Annotated in this window: 16 protein-coding genes and 1 riboswitch; of the genes, 8 read left to right on the top strand and 8 right to left on the bottom strand. The window is 45.3% G+C overall.

Annotation, left to right across the window (positions count from 1 at the left end; all coding sequences use genetic code 11):
* Positions 1 to 59: 59 nt before the first annotated feature.
* The 3 genes from K5L93_RS08080 to priA all read right to left on the bottom strand — a co-directional run bounded on the left by K5L93_RS08080 (position 60) and on the right by priA (position 4772).
* The gene (locus K5L93_RS08080; RefSeq protein WP_220719241.1) at positions 60 to 623 is read right to left on the bottom strand and encodes an SPOR domain-containing protein; all 564 of its coding nucleotides are present in this window, start codon (positions 621 to 623) and stop codon (positions 60 to 62) included.
* Between the two features lie 2 nt (positions 624 to 625).
* Positions 626 to 2380 (bottom strand): arginine--tRNA ligase, encoded by a 1755-nt coding sequence (gene argS, locus K5L93_RS08075; protein WP_220719240.1) that lies wholly within the window; start codon positions 2378 to 2380, stop codon positions 626 to 628.
* Between the two features lie 187 nt (positions 2381 to 2567).
* The gene (gene priA / locus K5L93_RS08070; protein ID WP_220719239.1) at positions 2568 to 4772 is read right to left on the bottom strand and encodes a primosomal protein N'; all 2205 of its coding nucleotides are present in this window, start codon (positions 4770 to 4772) and stop codon (positions 2568 to 2570) included.
* A 240-nt stretch (positions 4773 to 5012) separates the two neighbouring features.
* Between priA and rpmE the strand changes: the two genes are divergently transcribed.
* Positions 5013 to 5225, top strand: a complete 213-nt coding sequence (gene rpmE, locus K5L93_RS08065) for a 50S ribosomal protein L31 (RefSeq protein WP_163134041.1) — start codon at positions 5013 to 5015, stop codon at positions 5223 to 5225.
* Positions 5226 to 5484: 259 nt separating this feature from the next.
* On the opposite strand, the gene metJ is transcribed toward rpmE, so the two are convergent.
* The gene (gene metJ, locus K5L93_RS08060; RefSeq protein ID WP_220719238.1) at positions 5485 to 5784 is read right to left on the bottom strand and encodes a met regulon transcriptional regulator MetJ; all 300 of its coding nucleotides are present in this window, start codon (positions 5782 to 5784) and stop codon (positions 5485 to 5487) included.
* Positions 5785 to 5936: 152 nt separating this feature from the next.
* Between metJ and metB the strand changes: the two genes are divergently transcribed.
* Both metB and metL read left to right on the top strand, forming a co-directional pair.
* Complete coding sequence (metB, locus tag K5L93_RS08055; protein ID WP_220719237.1) at positions 5937 to 7094, top strand: cystathionine gamma-synthase; 1158 nt, start codon at positions 5937 to 5939, stop codon at positions 7092 to 7094.
* A 28-nt stretch (positions 7095 to 7122) separates the two neighbouring features.
* Positions 7123 to 9534 carry a bifunctional aspartate kinase/homoserine dehydrogenase II gene (metL, locus tag K5L93_RS08050; protein WP_220719236.1) on the top strand — a complete coding sequence of 804 codons (2412 nt, stop codon included), beginning with the start codon at positions 7123 to 7125 and terminating at the stop codon, positions 9532 to 9534.
* 82 nt (positions 9535 to 9616) lie between these two features.
* Here metL and K5L93_RS08045 read toward each other — a convergent pair whose 3' ends face one another.
* Positions 9617 to 11269, bottom strand: a complete 1653-nt coding sequence (locus K5L93_RS08045) for an alpha-amylase family protein (RefSeq protein WP_220719235.1) — start codon at positions 11267 to 11269, stop codon at positions 9617 to 9619.
* 291 nt (positions 11270 to 11560) lie between these two features.
* Between K5L93_RS08045 and fabR the strand changes: the two genes are divergently transcribed.
* Both fabR and K5L93_RS08035 read left to right on the top strand, forming a co-directional pair.
* Positions 11561 to 12181: an HTH-type transcriptional repressor FabR gene (gene fabR, locus K5L93_RS08040; protein ID WP_016399696.1), complete on the top strand. Its 621-nt coding sequence runs from the start codon at positions 11561 to 11563 to the stop codon at positions 12179 to 12181.
* 9 nt (positions 12182 to 12190) lie between these two features.
* Positions 12191 to 12529, top strand: coding sequence for a DUF1422 family protein (locus K5L93_RS08035; protein WP_220719234.1), 339 nt, complete (start codon positions 12191 to 12193; stop codon positions 12527 to 12529).
* Positions 12530 to 12545: 16 nt separating this feature from the next.
* Here the strand turns inward: K5L93_RS08035 and K5L93_RS08030 are convergent, their stop codons facing one another.
* Positions 12546 to 12893, bottom strand: a complete 348-nt coding sequence (locus K5L93_RS08030) for a YHS domain-containing (seleno)protein (RefSeq protein WP_281422603.1) — start codon at positions 12891 to 12893, stop codon at positions 12546 to 12548.
* A 230-nt stretch (positions 12894 to 13123) separates the two neighbouring features.
* Positions 13124 to 14227 (bottom strand): tRNA (uridine(54)-C5)-methyltransferase TrmA, encoded by a 1104-nt coding sequence (gene trmA / locus K5L93_RS08025; protein WP_220719232.1) that lies wholly within the window; start codon positions 14225 to 14227, stop codon positions 13124 to 13126.
* Positions 14228 to 14373: 146 nt separating this feature from the next.
* Here trmA and K5L93_RS08020 point away from each other — a divergent pair, with 146 nt between their 5' ends.
* From K5L93_RS08020 to murI, 3 genes are all read left to right on the top strand, one after another.
* On the top strand, positions 14374 to 15549 hold the full coding sequence (locus K5L93_RS08020) for a DUF5610 domain-containing protein (protein WP_220719231.1): 1176 nt from the start codon (positions 14374 to 14376) through the stop codon (positions 15547 to 15549).
* 56 nt (positions 15550 to 15605) lie between these two features.
* Positions 15606 to 15831: riboswitch (cobalamin riboswitch) on the top strand.
* Between the two features lie 37 nt (positions 15832 to 15868).
* Complete coding sequence (locus K5L93_RS08015) at positions 15869 to 17719, top strand: TonB-dependent receptor domain-containing protein (protein WP_220719230.1); 1851 nt, start codon at positions 15869 to 15871, stop codon at positions 17717 to 17719.
* An 81-nt stretch (positions 17720 to 17800) separates the two neighbouring features.
* On the top strand, positions 17801 to 18586 hold the full coding sequence (gene murI / locus K5L93_RS08010; RefSeq protein ID WP_220719229.1) for a glutamate racemase: 786 nt from the start codon (positions 17801 to 17803) through the stop codon (positions 18584 to 18586).
* On the opposite strand, the gene K5L93_RS08005 is transcribed toward murI, so the two are convergent.
* A complete protein-coding gene (locus K5L93_RS08005; protein WP_220719228.1) occupies positions 18583 to 19044 on the bottom strand; it encodes an RNA recognition motif domain-containing protein in 462 nt (153 codons plus the stop codon). The two genes, murI and K5L93_RS08005, sit on opposite strands and share 4 nt — an antisense overlap.
* Positions 19045 to 19146: the final 102 nt, after the last annotated feature.

Raw genomic sequence — 19146 nt, 5'->3', positions numbered from 1 at the left:
AACTAATTAAAAAATAAGCTGAATTAGGATTATTCAGCTTATTTAGTGTGGGAGGTGTTTTAGAAGTTCCAATGCCAAATTTGGCAGCCATTAATTTTGGCTCGCTGCAGAATGTGTCGAGCACGTTCTGCGTCGCGTTTAGTAGGATAAGGGCCTAAAACCACTCGATACCATGCGCCATTTTCCCCTTCGGTGCGTCTAATTTGGCTTTCTAAGCCGGCAAAGGCGATAAGCGCTTTGCTTTCTTCGGCTTTATCGCGGCTGCGAAAAGAGGCACACTGCATTTGATAAGGCTTGCTTGGTTTAGAGGGCTGCTCGGCAATCTCTACTTCAACCTTTTTCTCTTCCAGCTCTTTAACGTAAGTTCGTTCTTTTGGCGGCTCGGGCAGCGTTGTTTTGGGTTTAGTGGGCGTGGCTGGTTTAGGTTTAACGATCTCGCTTAGCTCAGGTGCGGGGGTTGGGGCTGTGCCCTTAATATTAAACAGCAAAGCTGCAAATCCCACGATAGCGGCAATTACCGCTAATGCTAGCGGTAAAGGGAAACGTTTATTGTTAGATACCGCGCGGCTAGGCTTAGCCGCGCGCTTCTTGGGCTTGCTACGCCCTACGTAATCCTTGGCCATGCTTACATACGTTCCAGGGTTTCAATTCCTAGTAGTGATAGGCCTTGGTCTAGTACTTTGGCGGTAAGTGAGGCTAGGCGTAAGCGGCTAGATTTAGTATCGGCTGCTACGTCGTCTTTAAGTATTGGGCAGGCCTCGTAGAAGGTCATGAAGGCGCCTGCTAGCTCGTAGAGGTAGTTACACATCATGTGTGGCATACCTTTGTTAGCCACGTTGTGTACCGCATCGCTAAATTGAATAAGCTTTTGTGCTAACGCAATTTCTGCATCTTGCTCTAAGCTAATTGCTTGCTGCAAATTAGCTACATCCACTTCCGAGCGGCGAATAATTGATTGGATACGGGTATAAGCGTACTGCAAGTAAGGAGCTGTATTGCCGTTAAAGGCCAGCATGTTTTCCCAATCAAAAATGTAGTCGGTAGTACGGTTCTTTGATAAGTCGGCGTATTTAACTGCACCCATAGCAATTGCTTTAGCGGCTACCACTTGTTGCTCTGCGTCTAAATCGCGAGATTTTTCTGCCACGATGGTTTGCGCGCGTTGCTCGGCTTCTTCTAATAAATCCACTAGCTTAACAGTGCCGCCACTACGGGTTTTAAATGGGCGACCATCTTTACCCAACATCATGCCAAAGGCGTGGTGCTCTAATGGAACTTCCTCTGGCACGTAACCGGCTTTGCGAACAATGTTCCAAGCTTGCATAAGGTGCTGGTGTTGGCGTGAGTCAATGAAGTACAACACGCGGTCTGCATTAAGGTTTTGGTAGCGGTATTTAGCACAGGCGATGTCGGTGGTGGTGTACAAGAAGCCGCCATCTTTTTTCTGGATGATTACACCCATTGGGTCGCCGTCTTTGTTTTTGTACTCATCAAGGAATACCACGGTAGCGCCATTATCTTCTACCGCTAAACCTTGTTGTTTTAAGTCGGCTACCACGTCGTTAAGCATGGGGTTGTACATGCTTTCGCCCATAACATCGTCTTTAGTTAACGATACATTTAAGCGGTCGTAAACGGCTTGGTTGTGGCTAAGGGTAATGTCTACTAACTTGCGCCACATTGTGTTGCAGTATTCGTCGCCACTTTGCAGCTTAACCACGTAGTTACGGGCACGTTCGGCAAATACTTCGTCGCTGTCGTAGCGTGCTTTAGATTCGCGGTAAAATACTTCTAAATCGGCTAATTCAATATCGCCAGCATCGGTGCCACGCGCCTCTACTTCCTCTAGGTTGGCGATTAGCATGCCAAATTGAGTACCCCAGTCGCCAATATGATTAGCGCGAACCACTTTGTGACCTAAAAACTCTAAGGTGCGAACAACTGCGTCGCCAATAATGGTTGAGCGCAAGTGGCCTACGTGCATTTCTTTGGCTACGTTTGGCGCCGAGTAATCCACCACAATGGTTTGAGTCTTTTCTGCGGGCTTAACGTTAGCGGTTGGTGAGCTAGCCATGGCTTCAACTTGCGATGCTAACCAATCGTTGTTTAGGTAGAAGTTAATGAAGCCTGGTCCCGCAATCGCCGTTTTCTCTACCAAGGCTGAAGCAGGTAGGTTATCCACGATCAGTTGAGCCAACTCACGTGGGTTTTTGCCCGCAGGCTTAGCAGCCATTAGCGCAAGGTTGGTGGCTAAATCGCCGTGAGCTTTATCTTTGGTTCGGTCTACTTGGATACGTGGTTCGAATCCTTCAGGCAGCACCTGCTGTTGTTTTAGGGCTGTGACCGTTTGTTCCAAAAGTTGTTGAATAAGCTCTTTCATGTAGGTTGGCACCAATCTTGGGTAAATAATTTATACAAAGCGGGCATTTTACCGACAATTTGTGATGAAAACTATCTCTTATCTGGGCTAATTAGCCTTAGTTTTGGGAGCTAGGGGGAATCACCGAAGATCCTAGGTGCTACTTGGCGAGAGATTGATCTTTTAAGCCTTACAAAAAGCCTTAGATTTATTGCATGTCGTAAGGGTCGATATCCAGTGACCAACGTACTTTTCGGCTTAGTTTTAAGCTTTCTAGTTGAGGCAACAGGCGATAAACCAATTGGTGCAGTTGCGGGCGTTGTTCGGCTTGAATCAACAGTTGCATACGAAACTTACCCGCACGGCGCGCTTGTGGTGCAGGGCAGGGCGGAAATACCCAAGTTTCGCCTTGCTGTAGCGGTTGAGCAAGTTGGTATAGCTGTTGGCTAAGCTCGTTAACGGCGTTGCCATCGGCGGCTTCAAAACGAAACAGCGCCTGAAAGCTAAAGGGCGGTAGTTCGGTATCTTTACGCTCGTTTAAGGCAAAGCGAGCAAAATGTTGGTAACCGTTGTTAATAAGATCTTGCAACAGCTCGTGTTCAGGGTGGTGAGATTGCAACAACACCTTGCCCAGTAAATTGGCTCGACCAGCTCGGCCAGCTACTTGAACGTAAAGTTGGGCTAAGCGTTCTGGCGCGCGAAAATCAGAGCAAAACAACGCGTGGTCTATGTCTAATAAGGCAACCAAGGTTACATTTGGAAAATGGTGGCCCTTGGCCAACATTTGGGTGCCAATTAATATTTGGTATTGGTTGTTGTGAATATCGTCCAGCAACTGTTCTAAGCTGCCTTTGCGGCGGGTGCTGTCGCGGTCGATGCGCGCCACTTTGTATTCGGGGAATATTTCCAGTAAGGCTTCTTGCAATTGCTCGGTGCCTAAACCTGTTGTTACCAAGTTGGTTGAGCCACATTTCTCACATTGGTGTGGCACGGCTTTTTGGCTGCCACAGTGGTGACAAGCCAAGTGGCGAGGTTGCTGATGATAGGTAAAGTAGGCCTCACAGCGCTCACATTCACATACGTGGCCACACTCATGGCACAGTAAGGCAGGGGCGTAACCTCGGCGATTTAAAAATAGCATTACTTGGCGGCCAGCTTTTAACTCGATGCGCATGGCTTTAATCAGTGCCGGTGATAAGCCCGAGGATAAAGGTTGCTGGCGAATATCCAGTAATTGTTGCTCGGCCAATACCGCATTCCCGGCGCGTTGTTTTAGCTCTAAGTGTGAGTAACGGCCGCTTAGCGCATTGTGCAAACTTTCTAGCGATGGGGTGGCAGAGCCAAGCACCACCGGCATTTTTTCTAAGCGGGCACGCACTATGGCTAAATCGCGCGCGTGGTAGCGAAAGCTGTCTTGCTGCTTAAAAGAGCTGTCGTGCTCCTCATCGATAATAATTACCCCAGGGTTTTTCATGGGGGTGAATACTGCCGAACGCGTGCCAATAATAATGCCTGCTTCACCTTGTTTGGCTTTAAGCCATGCGGTAAAACGCTCGGTGTCGTTTAAACCAGAGTTAATCGCATAAACCGGCACTTTAAAGCGCTCGGCAAAGCGCGCTAAGGTTTGTGGTGTTAAGCCAATTTCGGGCACCAATACTAAGGCTTGTTTACCTTGGGCGAGCACTTCGGCAATAATATTTAAATACACCTCGGTTTTGCCCGAGCCGGTAATACCCTCGATAAGAAAGGCCTGAAAACTGCCAATGCTTTGATTAACTGCCGCCACTGCAATGGCTTGTTCTGCATTAAGCTTTAGCGAGGCTTGGTTGTTGGTATCGCTTTTCGACCACAGCGCCGGCGCGGGTGTAATCTCATGTTTTTCGATAAAACCTTTATCTACTAGCGCTTTAATGGCAGTACGAGATAATTCTTGTTGCTTGCATTGTTCGTCACTCAGCTGGCCATCTTCTTGCTGTTGCAAGCTGCCTAATACAACCCCTTGCTTGGGGGCGCGGGTAAAGTTTGCTAGATCGGCCGCTTTGCCTTGCTCGCTTAAACGCCACACTACAATGCTTTTAGCTTTGGCTGGCTCACCTTTGCGTAAAAGTGCCGGCAAGGCTTGGCTTATAACATCTCCCAAGCTGTGGTGATAATAAGAGCTAGCCCAATTAAGTAGCTTAAATAGGCTTTCTGGTAATAATGCTTGTTGATCGAGTGATTCACTAAATGGTTTGAGTTTATCTTCGGCAATGTCGCTGTCGCTGGGGTGTTCTATTACCAAACCCACTTTTTCGCCTTTACCAAAAGGCACCTTTACGCGAGTACCAATGGCTGGCATTGGGGTGTTTGCTGGCACGCTGTAATCAAAAAGGCGACGCAGGGGAATAGCTAAGGCAACACGAACAATCGACACTAATCAATAAACTCAAGCAAAAAACCTGTCTCATTCTACTGGCAGAGCACCTTGCGGAGCAAATTAAGCGTTTGGCGGTTTTTTGCTCGCTTTTTGTTGTTGGGTACTTGCTATGCTAGGTGGCTTCTTATATGATCCGCCACCTAAAATTTATAGGCTCTGATAGAGTTGCTTTCGTATGGTGTTTGGTGTCAATTGTGGCGACCAGATGGCGATACGGCCCAAGTATTGAGGTAATCCATGAAAACTGATATCCACCCAACTTACGAAGTACTTACTGCTACTTGTTCTTGCGGTAACGTAATCGAAACTAAATCTACTCGCACTGGTTCTATGTTCCTAGACGTATGTGACAAATGTCACCCGTTCTACACTGGTAAGCAACGTAACGTTGATACCGGTGGTCGTGTTGATCGTTTCAACAAAAAATTCGCTGTATTGGGCAAAAAATAAGCCAGCCTTATTTACGCTACACAGCAAACAAAAAGCGCCTAAGGGCGCTTTTTTTGTCAGTTTGAACTGTTTAGCTTCTAAATGGAATGTTTCTTTTGCTTCGTTTTCTTTGGTTGTTCAAAGAAAATGACGTCGCCGAGAGGCGAAACCGGAGTGCTCTACTAAAGACTTGGTATATAAGTTAATCGGTACACGCTTTGCTCTTGCTTTATCAAGTTTGTGTAACAAAAAACCGCTCGGTGAGCGGCTTTGTATAATACTAATCTTCTTTATCCAATTCCGCCTGGGCGGCTTTTTCCAAAGCCGGGTCGGGCTTGTCTTTTTGCAAGTCGGCGTCGTCGGGGAGCGGTTGGCCTGTGTAGGCGTGCAAAAATGCTTCGCAAAGTAGCTCACTGTTGGTGGCGTGGCGTAGGTTATTTATTTGTCTACGGGTTCGCTCATCGGTCAATATCTTTAGCACTTTTAGTGGGATAGATACTGTGATTTTTTTTACTTGTTCGCTTTTTTTACCGTGCTCAGCGTAAGGGCTGATCCACTCACCATTCCAATCTGTAGACATTCTGCAATACACACCAAACTAAAGAGACCCTATTGTAACGGGGGAAATGCGACTTAGCAATCCAACAGCAAAGACATTTAGACGTCTAGAAGTGTTGACGTCTTTTTTGCTGGTGGTAAAGTGGCAGGATAAATTGAGGGAGTAAATCAGCAATGTCTTTAAAAGATCTACAAGCGGCTACTATAGCAGTGCGCAGCGGTATTGAAAGTGATACCCAACACGGTGCGGTAGTGCCGCCTATTTATTTGTCGAGTAACTACAGCTTTGCTGATTTTAACCAAAAACGCCAGTTTGATTATAGTCGTTCGGGTAACCCTACTCGCCACATTTTGGCCGAGGCGATTGCCGATTTAGAACATGGCGCTGGTGCGGTAATTACTAACACCGGTATGTCGGCGGTTAACCTTGTTACAGCCTTGCTTGAGCCGGGTGATTTGTTGGTTGCGCCGCATGATTGCTACGGTGGTAGCTACCGTTTATTCGACAGCCTAGCCAAGAAAAATGCCTTTGAAGTAGCTTTTGTTGATCAAAACGATGACGCTGCTCTAGCTCAGCTATTGGCAAAGAAGCCTAAATTGGTGTGGTTAGAGACCCCAAGTAACCCTTTGCTTCGAATTGTAGACATTAAAGCGATTACCGAGCAGGCTCATGCTGCAGGCGCATTGGTGGTAGTAGACAACACCTTTTTGTCGCCTGCTTTGCAAACGCCAATTTTGTTAGGGGCCGACATTGTGGTGCATTCGGCCACTAAATACATTAACGGCCATTCGGACGTGGTTGCCGGTATGGTGGTGGCGGCTAATGAAGAACTGGCCGAGCAATTGGCTTGGTGGGCAAACTGTTTAGGTTTAACCGGTTCGGCTTTTGATTCTTACCTTACTTTGCGTGGTTTGCGTACCCTTAAAGCACGTATGAATGTGCACCAGCAGAATGCTCAAGCCTTGGTGGCGTGTTTGCAACAACAAGAGGCGGTGGGCGCGATTTACTACCCTGGTTTGCCAGAGCACCCAGGACATGCTTTAGCGCAAAGCCAGCAAAAAGGCTTTGGTGCTATGTTCAGTTTTGAATTGAATTTAGAAGAAAGCCAAATGGTTAAGTTTTTAAAGAGCTTACAGTTGTTTTCTTTAGCAGAGTCATTAGGCGGCGTAGAGAGTTTAATTGCTCACCCGGCTACTATGACGCATGCTGCAATGTCGAGCGAGGCCTTAGCTGAGGCGGGAATTTCTAATCAGTTATTACGTGTATCGGTAGGTTTGGAAGATGCACAAGATTTAGTGAATGATTTACAGCAGGCCTTTGCCCAACTGTAGTTTTACCAGCGTTGTAGAGAGGTAAGTCATGTCGGTAAATAGACATGTGCATAAATTTGGTGGCAGCAGCTTAGCTGATGCAGGGTGCTTTAAGCGGGTGGTGGCCATTGTGGCCGAGCATACCCAAGCACAGGATTTAATTGTGGTATCGGCAGCGGGTAAAACCACTAACCGCTTAATCAATATTATTGAGTTGGCTAAACAGGCCGATAATGCCGCAGCCGATGCGTTAACCGGTTTAATTGAATTCCAAAGCAAGTTGGTGAATGAGCTTCTTGATGAAGCTGCTGCCAAACCTATCCTAACAGCGCTTGACGGCGAACATCACCAAATCGCTAGTATTCTTGAAGGAGAGCTTACTGCTTTTACCTGCAATGAAGTATTGTCTTTTGGCGAGCGTTGGTCTGCACGTTTATTAGCTGCTTTGTTAAGTGCTCAAGATTGCCAAGCCGAGTGGTTAGATTCTCGCCAGTTTTTTAAAGCGGAGTTATCTACCCAACCGCAAGTGGATGTTGCGCAAAGTGCACCGTTATTAGCTAAATGTTTAGCTGGAAAAGCCGCTTGTCGCATTGTAGTAACCGGGTTTATTTGTAGTGATAGTGAGCAGCGTACCGTGACTTTAGGCCGTAATGGCAGCGACTACTCGGCCACCGAGCTTGCGGCCTTGGCCGATGCTGTTTCAACCACTATTTGGAGTGATGTAGCTGGTATTTACAGTGCTGACCCTCGTTTAGTGAGAGATGCGGTATTGCTCGAAAATCTTGCCTTGAATGAAGCTGCAGAGTTATCGCGAATTGGTACCTCGGTATTGCATGCGCGAACTTTAGAGCCACTGGCGCGCTCTCGCCAAAAAGTGAACTTGCGTTGCAGCTACGCTCCCAACGATGGACAAACCTTAATTCACCGTAAGGGCGCAAACAGCCACAGCGCTAAAATAGTTACCTCGGTAGACAATGTGGTACTGCTGGAGCTTACTTTTACTGAAGATTTTTCTCACAATGCCACCGCGTTGTTAGAGGCTTTGGCCTGTAGCCATTTAGCGCCAGCAACTCGCCATAAACACAGCGAAACTGGCTCTTTGCGTATGGCTTACACCTGTGAGCTTGTGGATGAAGCCTTAGCAAAAATAGACCAACTGGCGAGCCAATTTCATATTCAAAAAATAGAACGTAGCGAAGGTTACAGTTTGGTGGCCTTAGTGGGCGCGGGCGTGTGTGACAACCCGCAGCAGTGCTACCAGTTTTTTCAGCATCTTGCCGAGCAGCCGCTGGAGTTTATCCACTCGAGTGCTGATAAACTTAGTTTGTGTGCTGTGGTGAGGAAAATCACCTTAGAGCCACTATTAAAAGATTTACATAGCCACTTATTTAAACAAAAAACCAAGTTGGGTTTGGTGGTATTTGGTAAGGGGAATATTGGTAGCCAATGGCTAGATCTGTTTAGCCAACAACAGGCTAAGTTGCAGCAACAACATCAAATTGATTTGTGTTTGGCGGGTGTTTTTTCTAGTAAAGCTGGGCACTTAGACTTTGCCGGCCTGAACCTAGAGCTGCTTGATAGTACTGAAGCCAATACGCCGCTTATTTGGCCAGAGCTATTCGATAAGCTAAAACGCCATCCTTATGACGAGCTTGCTGTGTTAGATATTACCGCCAGTGAGGCACTAAGCGCTTATTATGGTGAGTTTGCTCGACATGGCTTCCATCTTATTACCGCTAACAAACATGCTGGTGCAAGTGAGCAAGCTAATTATTCAGCCTTGCAGCAAGCCTTCAGTGACCATGGTGCGCAATGGCTAAGTAATGCCACAGTAGGGGCAGGTTTACCAGTGCAAAAAAGTATTCAAAGCTTGCGTGACTCAGGCGATGAGATCCATGCCATCTCAGGAATATTTTCTGGCACCTTGAGTTGGTTGTTCCAGCAGTACGACGGAACCGTGGCCTTTTCTGAATTGCTCGCTGATGCCTTAAATCAAGGTTTAACCGAGCCAGATCCTCGCGAAGATCTCTCTGGTAAAGATGTGCAGCGTAAGTTGCTTATTTTAGCTAGAGAGGCGGGTTTGGAGTTGGAGCTAGCCGATATTGCGCTTAGCTCATTAGTGCCAGAGCATTTAGCGGCCTTAACGGTAGAGCAGTTTTTAGACTCTATGAGCGAGCTAGACCAAAGCATGTTAGAAGCCTTTAATGACGCTAAGCGCCAAGGCAAAGTGATTCGCTTTTTAGCTAAAGTGAATCAAAAGGGAGAGGCTGAAGTTGGCCTATCGGCAATTGATGCGCTGCATCCTTTTGCTAATCTTAAACCTTGTGACAATGTGTTTGCCATTGAGAGTTTGTGGTACAAGCAAAACCCCTTAGTTATTCAAGGGCCTGGCGCGGGCAGAGAAGTGACTGCAGGGGCTATTCAAGCTGATTTAGTTAGCCTATGCAAAAGCCTTAAATAAGCTGATTTTTGGACAAAAAAGGCCTCTTAAATTAAGAGGCCAAATAGGATATTAAGGGTGTTTACAAACGAGAGAAGGTATTTTACTCAACTAACAATAAGCGCCCACTCAAACCACTTATTGCCACTTCTAACAAGTTTCCATCTGCTGTTATTACGTCTCCACTAATAAGATCTTTTAGTTGAGAGTTATCATTTATTAAGGTTGTGGACAGATTAGCTGTTCTATCTGAAGTCGACGTATTTAGAAAGTACACAACTTGCTGAGAATCTGTTTCTTTTGAAATGACTAGCAAACTACTATCCACGTAGAGATTTTGTACGCTGCCTTCATACAATGCTGGGTTGTTTTTACGAACTTCCATTAGACTTGATAGGTAGTCCATTAAATCTTGCTGTTCAGCGTTAGGAGTGAATCCATCTGTAACACCAGCAATTTTTGCGCTAGAGCGTGCTACATGGTCATCACATAAACCTCGTTCTGCACAGTTATTAGTTGTTTTGTGCGAATAATCAGGTATTTCATCACCAATTTCTTCACCGTAGTATAATGTAATTGGTCCACTGTAAGCGGCCATGTAGGAGAACGCTGCTTTATGGCGCTCCCAGTAGTTATCTAAACCGCCACGTTGAATTAAGTCGCCAAATCGGACTAAATCGTGGTTACCTAACATTAAGTTTGGTTGGGCGTGGTCGGGGAACGTATCGTGAGAGTGCCAACTCTCGAGAAGCTTTGTAGCTGGCTTATTAGAGTTTCCACTATTTGCTACTTCTTCTTCTGCTGCTAAGGTTTGTACCAGTGCATAACGGCGACCAAAATCAAAAGCAGAAGGTAATCCTGGAGAGGCATTACTACCATACGCCTCGTTAACAATATCGCTATTGCCCTTCCAAATTTCGGCAACCATATAACCTAAGGTTCCCCATTGTGTGCCATTTACATTACAAGCACTATTTGCGGCATTTGTTGTTCCTGCTTCATTAAGTGTTTGTTGAATTTCACTCCAAGCACTTAATGGTACTTGATATGCTTGATCTAAACGCCAACCATCAAGACACAGCTCTGTAGTCCAGTATTCTGTAACTTCTTGGAAGAAGGCCAAAGTATCTGGGTCTGTATAATCTACAGGGTTGTGGCCACCCGCTGGAGTTAAGCCATTTGGGGAAGGTTGAACACCTGATTCTTTATGGTGTCCAAATACGCCATCAAAAAATACGTATAAGCCTTTTTCATGTGCTTTGGTTACTAGTTCTTTGGCTTTGTCTAAATCGCCAAAATTAGGGTCGATCTTAAAGAAATCACTGGCGAAGTAGCCTGTTGCATCTAAGCGGTCATCCCAAATACTTTGGCCGCCTACCGGGGCCGACTCAAATACAGGGGTTAGCCAAAGTGCATTAACACCCAGTCCGGCGATGTAATCAAGAGAATCAATAATACCTTGAATATCACCCATATGGTGGCTAGTTCCGTAGCCTTCACCGTGACCGATGTTCCCATCTCCGTTAATAAATGATTCGGTCATTACTTGGTAGATTCTTAAATCACAGAACTCGCCAGCTGCTGTTTCGCAAGGAAGCCGACTTTGAGCTGCTTCTTTTGCAGTGGTGATTTGTGTGGCGTTAGTTGGAGGGGCTAAATCTGAACCTCCGTCACCTGATCCGCTATCTCCACTACTACCACAAGCGGCTAAAAGTAGCGCTAAAGAAGTTGCTAGAGAAGCTCTCATAAATGTCATATGTGTTCCTTGTTAAACATCAACTGCCTGTTTTGTAGCTTAGTTAATCACAGCCCCTGTAGACTAGATACTTGATAGCGTTTTCAGGTTGGTGGAAAATTGACCTAGCTCGCATCTTTTGTTTAATTGAGGATATTGTTTTTTTATGAAATGGTTTTCATTTTGATTGTTCTGTTCATGAATCAATTCATAGTTAAAAGCTTTGGGTTGTGAAGATTTGCATTGTTCAATTTGGGTTTTTTATTACTCACGGTATGATAGCCATATAAATTGAAAGGAAGTGGCAGGTTTATGAGCGGCGTTAGGGCCCAGCAAAAAGAAAAAACACGTAGAGCAATTATCGATGCTGCGTTTAGTCAGCTAAGTGCTGAGCGTGGCTTGTCGAGCTTAAGTTTGAGGGAAGTGGCTAGGGAAGCGGGGATCGCGCCCACTTCTTTTTACCGTCACTTTTCCGATATGGAAGAACTAGGTCTAACCTTAGTGGATGAAGGCGGCTTAACTTTGCGCCAACTTATGCGCCAGGCTCGGCAACGAATTATTGCCAGTGGTGGCAGTGTTATTGGCACTTCGGTGGAAACCTTTATGGAGTTTGTTTATAACAATCCAAATGTGTTTCGCTTGCTTTTGCGTGAGCGCTCTGGAACATCTCCAGCTTTTAGAGCTGCGGTGGCGAGGGAGATCGCCCATTTTATTGCTGAGCTTACCGACTATTTAGAGCTGCAATATCGCTGCCCACGCGAAGATGCTCAAATGCAAGCCGAGGCAATGGTGATCATTGTTTTTAATGCGGGTGCATCTGCTTTAGATTTAGCCGAGTTTGATCGCCAATTGTTGGCCGATAAAACCATTAAACAGTTACGCATTGTTGCCAAGGGAGCGGCACTTTACAATCGCTCGGAAGCCTTAAGTTAAGAGGTGAATATGAAGGTTAGAAAATCATTATTATTGTTGGCATTTATTGCTGGTTTATGTGGCAATGCGAGTTTGGCTCTGTTTACGGTGCCTGAGCTAAAGTTTTCGGTGTTTCCAATCATTGCCTTTGTACTGGCTATTATGCAGCTGTACCACTTATATACTGAGAAAGACTTAAGTGAAGACTCACCCCTAATGAGTGTCGCCGCCTTTCTGCTGGGCGCGCTGGGGTATTCGGCTATGTTACGCACTCAATTCCCCGACATCGGTAGCAACTTAGTACTGCTAATTATCTGTTTGTTTATTGGCTTATGGTTGATGTTTAAGTTGGGTGGATTTAAACGCTAAGGTTTGAATTATTAAGTTATTGCAAAGCCTGCTGCCATGCTAAATCTGCTTGTTGTTGGTAGGCTTTCCAATCACCCTGTAACCAACGTTGGCGGCCTTTCTCGGCAAAAAATAAATACAGTTTATCGTCAAAAAACTCCCACACTTGGCCGTCGGTTGCAATTAAGCTCTCGCCTAAAGACAGTGCGTTAGCACAAAATCCGTTGTATTTAGCTTGATAGGTCTCGGGACTAGCTGCAAATTTGTCGGCGCTTTGTTGACTCGCAAACTGCCAGTTTGCCTCTTTCCATCTCACTATATATTTTTTATTGCCCTGCTGAATGTTGCGATTGGCTTGATTTTTAGCAAGCTGGTAACTGGTGATGTCAATTCCGTCGATAGCTTTGTCGCTCCAAAAATCTGGTGCTTACCGGTTCATTGGCAAAGCTGCATAAACTAATTATCAAGCAAGAGGTGGCAAATATAGTCTGTTTCATAATCTTCCCTAGGTGCTGAGTAAGCCATAAATGGAGACCGTGCTTAGCAGAGCGCTATTTCAAATAGTAAAAAGCCGCGTCAATTAACGCGGCTTTAAGTGGCAGTTGAATACTTGTACTAGCGACGCTGCAAGTACATGCCTACTTCGATGTGGTCGGTATACGGGAACTGGTCGAACAGCGCCCAATGGCTAATTTTGTGAGTACGGCTTAACTTACTTAAATTGTCATAAAGTGTATTAGGGTTACACGAAATATAAACAATATTGTCGTAGCTCTGCACCATGCCTAAGGTGGCATCATCTAAACCCGCTCGTGGTGGATCAACCAAAATGGTATCGCATTGATAAGTGCTTAAATCAACATCGGCTTCTTTTAGGCGGCGGAACTCGCGCTCACCTAACATCGCTTGAGTAAACTCTTCTGCCGACAAACGAATAATTTTTACGTTGTCGATGTTGTTATGTTTAATATTGTATTGCGCTGCTTCAACCGAAGGTTTGGCGATTTCGGTGGCCAATACCCGATTGAAGTTTTTGGCTAAGGCTAACGAGAAGTTACCATTGCCACAATACAGTTCTAGCAAATCACCTTGGCTAGTGCTGGTGGCGTGTTGCGCCCATTCCAACATGTGTTGATTTACGATTGCGTTAGGCTGGGTGAAGCTGTTTTCGATTTGCTGGTAAATGAGCTTTTCGCCATTAACTGTCAGTACTTCATCTACTCTATCTTGGTCTAAACACATTTTTTGTTTACGTGAGCGACCAATGATTTGAATCGAGAACTGCTTACTTAGTTCCACCTTTAGCTTCGCTGCTTCTACTTGCCAAGCTTCATCAATGGCTTTGTGGTAGAGCATGCTTACTATCACTTCGCCACTTAAAGTAGATAAAAAGTCCACTTGAAACAGTTTGTGGCGCAGCAGCGGGTTTGGCTTTAGCTGCTCAACTAAAATGGGCATTAGCTGGTTTATTATTTCGCTAGCCGGAGGAAAGCTGTCTACTCTAAATTTTTGTTTGGTTTGCTGGTCAAACATAATGTAGAAGAGATCGTCACCTTCGTGCCACACCCTAAATTCGGCGCGCATTCGGTAATGCTTAGTGGGTGAAGCAAATACGCTAGGCTGAGGGGGCGTGAATTCGGCAAACTGCTCTAAGCGTTTTGCCACTTTGTCGGCCAATAGTTGTTGGTACTGTTCTGGGTAGTATGCAATAGCGCTCATGGCCGTTCCTCTGTTCTAGCAAGCAGCGCAATTTAAAGGTGCGTGGCTTGCTTGTCCAGTTTATCTACAATAATAGTGATAATATTTCTAAAGTTTTAATTTTGGTCGCCGATAAGCTGTGACTAGGGTAAATCCGTGGAGGCTTTATGAACGAACTGAATGGCGTGGGCAAAACCCCCGTACAACAGTATGCCGAGCGCTTGTTGCAGCAGTCGGCACCGGCGATTGAGAAGCGCAATAACTTGGCAGATGACAAGGCAAGCTTAAACCAGCAAGGCGCGGTAGCTAGCCATGTGTTATTAAGTTCTATTGAAAAACACACCTTGTCTATGGCAACCGGCGGAGTCAGCCTCCCTAAACCCCAGCAAGTGAGCGTTTTTGATGCTGAAGAAGTCGCTCGAAACGTGCTTAATTTTGTTGCTAGCTCTTTACATAGTGCTAAAAAGTCGGGGATGTCGGAAGACAAGCTAGCTGAAATGATGGCCCAAGCCCGTAAAGGGGTGGATATGGGCTTTGAAGGTGCTCGAGAGGAACTTAGCGATGCGGGTATTCTCAATGAAGAGTTAGAAAAAGGCATCGATAAGAGTTATGACCTGATTCAAGATGGTTTGGAAAAGATTGAAGAAGGTGATTACGAAATTCAATCGGCCCCCCTTTATAACCAATTGGCAATGTCTAGTTCGCAATCCGCCACTATGGAGTTAGAAACAGCAGAAGGCGATAAGGTAACTATTAGTTACGGCTCGCAGTTAGCCGCAAGTTACAGTGAAGGGCGTTCTTCTATCCAGGCCTCTTTTGCCTCGCAGCAACAATTTAGTTTTTCGGTTGAAGGCGACCTTAATGATGATGAATTGGCGGCGATTGCCGATTTAATTAAACAGGTTGACGAGGTTGGCCAACAGTTTTTCTCGGGTGATTTAGATAAAGCCTTTGAGCAAGCCTTAAGCATTGGTTTTGACGAGCAGCAGTTAGTTGGCTTTGCGGTTAACTTTCAGCAACAACAAAGTGTCGCGGTTACCCAAGCCTATCAACAAGCTAATGAGGAACCCTCCAGCGGGTCTGAGCTGGTGCCAGAATTAAGCGAATTTTTGAGTTCTTGGCAAGATATTCAAGCCAAGGTGAGTGCTTTGTTTGCCCAACCTGAATCTGCTACCGAAAAGCTATTGGCTGGAATACTGCCTATTTCCAGCCCTAGTGACGAAGACGAAAAACAAGCAGATGTAGAGCGCTTTAAAGGTTTTGCTGACCGCATGGCTGAAGCTTTAGCTATGTTTAACAACACACCAGCTAATGTGAATAACGCAGCCGACAATATTAGTTAATTTCAAGTTGGGAAAAAGTGGGGCTTTTTGTGCTATCAATCACATTAAGCCTCACTTATAATTTCGCCCGCTGTGGTGCTTGAGTATTTAACCCTCAAGCTTAATAGGGAATCTGGTGCAAATCCGGAACTGACGCGCAGCGGTAATGAGGAACGAAAGCTCAAGGATTGGCCTTTTCCAAGGATCTCCAGACACTGTTTGTATCGCTAAACGGGAAGTCGCAGCCGTAGTACAAGTAATACGCCTCTAAGTCCGAATACCTGCCACATCGCACATGCTTATAACAGCAAAATACTACGCGAAGATTAGGATTACATCGATGAAGAAGTTCATATTACTGGCCGCAGTAGCGCCAGCTTTTGGCTATGCCCAAGCCCCACAGCAAGCCCCCCAAAAAGAACAACCCGCTACCATGGTTGTTACCGCCAACCGCATGGAACAAACCGAAGCCAGTGTTATTGCGCCACTTACGGTGGTTAATCGCAGCGACATTGAAAGCAGTGGTGCTCAAGACATTATTGATGTGCTAAGTCAGCAAGTGGGTATTAGCGTTACCCGTAATGGCGGTAAAGGACATGTTGAGAGTGTATTTATTCGCGGTACCAGCTCTGCGCAATCTTTGTTTCTTATCGATGGTGTGAGAATAAATACTGCTACAAATGGTGGCGCGCAGTTGTCACTACTGCCCTTAGAATTTGTTGAGCGTATTGAGATTTTACGTGGTGCGAGAGCTTCGATTTACGGCGCGGATGCCGTAGGCGGGGTAATCAACATTATTACTCGTCCTAGTTTTGGCAGCGAATATCTCGGCTTGAAAGCAGCAGTTGGTACTCAAGAAACCGGCAAGCTTGCTGCTCGTGCAAGCGGACAGTTAGATAATGCGACGCAGTACAATGTTATTTTTAGCAAAGATAAGAGTAATGGCTACGATATTCGTCCACAAGATAACGTAGACGAAGACTATGGCTACGATACCTTTGGTGGATTGCTAAGCTTGGACCATAAGTTTAACCAATCTTGGCGTGGGCGAGTATTCTTGCTACTCAATGATAGCGAATCCGAGTTTATTCAAGGTGGTAAAGCTTTAACCAAGCAAAAGCAAACCGTTTACGGTGCTAGTGTTAATTATGCTCAAGACCGAATTAATAGTGAGTTTGCATTAAACTCCCAACAAAACCGATCGGATACAGCCCCAGCCGATAACTTTGTTGATCCTCAGCGCTATTCTACAGAACGAGTTGCAGCTAACTGGCTACTGGGCTACCAACTTAACCAGCAATGGTTATTGCAAGGCGGGCTTGATTATCAAAAAGATGATATTTCTGGCACAAGCTTGATTTATCAACAAGAAAGCCGAGATAACAAAGCTGCCCATATTGGTACGCGAGCAGACTTCGACCAGCATACTCTCGAGGGTAGTTTACGTTATGATGACAACAAACATTACGGTGACCACACTACCTATAACCTAGGTTGGGCTTGGCAGTTCCAACCGTCAATGCGTTTTAATGCATTGCATGGCACCGCCTTTAGAGCACCCACTTTTAACGATCTTTACTATCCAGGTAGCGAAAACCCTAGTTTAAAAGCAGAAACGTCAACGAATAGTGAGTTGGGCTTAGAGCTTAATTTACTGCAAAGCCAATGGCAGCTTAATGTATTTCGTAATGACGTGGATAATCTTATTGCTTGGGGGTGTGTGGCACGTTGTGATAACGACTACTCAGGAACGCCTGATACTTGGCCATTATGGACACCAGACAATGTAAGTGATGCCCGCATTCAGGGTATCGAGTTCCAAGGTGAGTTTTCTACAGCTTGGGTAAACCATAGACTCATTGTTGAATTTTTAGATCCAAAGGATCGTAGTACTGATAAAAACTTGATTCGTCGTCCAGAGGAGCAAGTTAAGTATAAAGCTGATATGTATTGGCAGAGCCTGCAAGTTGTCGTCGATTTCCTATGGCGCGGAGATTCGTATGAAGATGCTGCAAATACTACAACCATTGATAGCCATTCCGTTTGGGATCTAAGTGCAAACTATAAGTTTGCTAGCGGGTTACGTGTTGATGCGAAACTACGAAATGTATTTGATAAGCAATATTCAACTGTAAACGACTACCAAGCTCAAGGTCGTACCTTTGAGTTGGGCGCAAGTTACCAGTTTTAAGGTTTACGCTTTAACATAGCTCTCAGCCCTAGCTTTGGTTAAACTAGGGCTGAATTATTTTAAAGGCTTATTGGTAGAGTAATGCACGTTCTTGTTTTTGATTCTGGTGTGGGTGGTTTATCTGTTTTAGAGCAACTGCAGCAGCGAAACCCTAATATGCAATACAGCTACTTGTTCGATAACCTTTATTTTCCCTATGGGGAGTTAGATGACCAACAGCTGATTACCCGTGTGGTCGAACTGCTTACTAAGGCAGTAAATAAGTTCAACCCCGATCTGGTGGTTGTAGCGTGTAATTCTGCCAGTACCTTATCCCTTCCTTCTTTGCGCGAAACTCTCTCCATACCAATAGTTGGCGTTGTGCCGGCGATAAAATCTGCTGCGAATAAAAGCATCACTCGCCACTTTGGTGTATTGGCGACCCCCGGTACCGTAGAGCGCAGTTATACTGAACAACTTATTGCAGACTTTGCTAAAGATTGTCGCGTTGAGTTACTCGGCTCTACTTTATTAGTGCAATTAGCAGAGCAAAAACTAGCGGGCGAATCTATAGCGCTTGAAGATATAGAGCAGGCGTTAGCGTCGTGGTTATTGTTTGATGATCTAGATTGCGTGGTATTAGGCTGCACGCATTTCCCCTTATTAAAGGATGAAATCCAGCAAGTATTGGGTGAGCGAGTATGTTTGGTTGATTCCGGCGCGGCGATAGCCAATCGTGTAAATAGTTTACTATCAACTAAAGAGGCCTTAGATTTAACCCAAAAAAAAGCGGAAGCTCATGCTTACTGCACTATGCGTCCCGCTAATTCTTCGTTGTTAAAACAGCTACAAGCTTATCAACTAAGTAGCTTGCAACTATTTACTTAGGCTTCTTTACGCTCATTCGCTTCACGAACCTTTAAAGTGCGTTGTTGAAACTCTTGTTCGTTTAGGGCTTCCACTGCTTTTGATGCATCTTTAGCTGCCATTTCAACAAAACCAAAGCCGCGACGTTTACCGGTTTGCTTATCTTTCAATAAACGCACTGATACTACTTGGCCGTAATCTGAGAATAATTTGCGAATAGCTGACTCGTTTGCACGATAGGGTAGATTACCAACGTATAGGGTTTGTGTTTCCACAACGTCTGATGATTCAGTCGTTGATGAACTTGCTGGTTGTTCGTCGCTAGTAGCACCGTTAGAACTTAACAATACGATGGCGCCGCCAACAATTACTGCTATAGATAGGTATAAAGGCTGTAGAGGAGCGACTGCGGCAGCGACAAAATAGGCAGCAACTGCTACCGCTATAAGTATGACAACAGATAAACTGGAATTTTTCATAATAAATTCAATGCTCAATGTATTCAGAATAATGGAAAGCAATTTTTTAACAAAATTGCGACATCATGGTAGCCAGCTTTTTGCCGATAAGCTAGAAAATGT

Source organism: Agarivorans litoreus (genome assembly GCF_019649015.1).
In the GTDB taxonomy this organism is placed as follows: Bacteria; Pseudomonadota; Gammaproteobacteria; order Enterobacterales; family Celerinatantimonadaceae; genus Agarivorans; species Agarivorans litoreus.
Note: the sequence above shows the minus strand (reverse complement) of the source record. Positions and strands in the feature narration are given on the sequence as shown.

Bases quoted from the DNA above. Each gene is read 5' to 3' on its own strand.
- fabR (WP_016399696.1), top strand. From the start codon at position 11,561: ATGAGCGGCGTTAGGGCCCAGCAAAAAGAAAAAACACGTAGAGCAATT.
- rpmE (WP_163134041.1), top strand. From the start codon at position 5,013: ATGAAAACTGATATCCACCCAACTTACGAAGTACTTACTGCTACTTGT.
- trmA (WP_220719232.1), bottom strand. From the start codon at position 14,227: ATGAGCGCTATTGCATACTACCCAGAACAGTACCAACAACTATTGGCC.
- K5L93_RS08080 (WP_220719241.1), bottom strand. From the start codon at position 623: ATGGCCAAGGATTACGTAGGGCGTAGCAAGCCCAAGAAGCGCGCGGCT.
- K5L93_RS08045 (WP_220719235.1), bottom strand. From the start codon at position 11,269: ATGACATTTATGAGAGCTTCTCTAGCAACTTCTTTAGCGCTACTTTTA.
- metB (WP_220719237.1), top strand. From the start codon at position 5,937: ATGTCTTTAAAAGATCTACAAGCGGCTACTATAGCAGTGCGCAGCGGT.
- metL (WP_220719236.1), top strand. From the start codon at position 7,123: ATGTCGGTAAATAGACATGTGCATAAATTTGGTGGCAGCAGCTTAGCT.
- argS (WP_220719240.1), bottom strand. From the start codon at position 2,380: ATGAAAGAGCTTATTCAACAACTTTTGGAACAAACGGTCACAGCCCTA.
- K5L93_RS08020 (WP_220719231.1), top strand. From the start codon at position 14,374: ATGAACGAACTGAATGGCGTGGGCAAAACCCCCGTACAACAGTATGCC.
- murI (WP_220719229.1), top strand. From the start codon at position 17,801: ATGCACGTTCTTGTTTTTGATTCTGGTGTGGGTGGTTTATCTGTTTTA.
- K5L93_RS08005 (WP_220719228.1), bottom strand. From the start codon at position 19,044: ATGAAAAATTCCAGTTTATCTGTTGTCATACTTATAGCGGTAGCAGTT.
- K5L93_RS08015 (WP_220719230.1), top strand. From the start codon at position 15,869: ATGAAGAAGTTCATATTACTGGCCGCAGTAGCGCCAGCTTTTGGCTAT.
- metJ (WP_220719238.1), bottom strand. From the start codon at position 5,784: ATGTCTACAGATTGGAATGGTGAGTGGATCAGCCCTTACGCTGAGCAC.
- K5L93_RS08035 (WP_220719234.1), top strand. From the start codon at position 12,191: ATGAAGGTTAGAAAATCATTATTATTGTTGGCATTTATTGCTGGTTTA.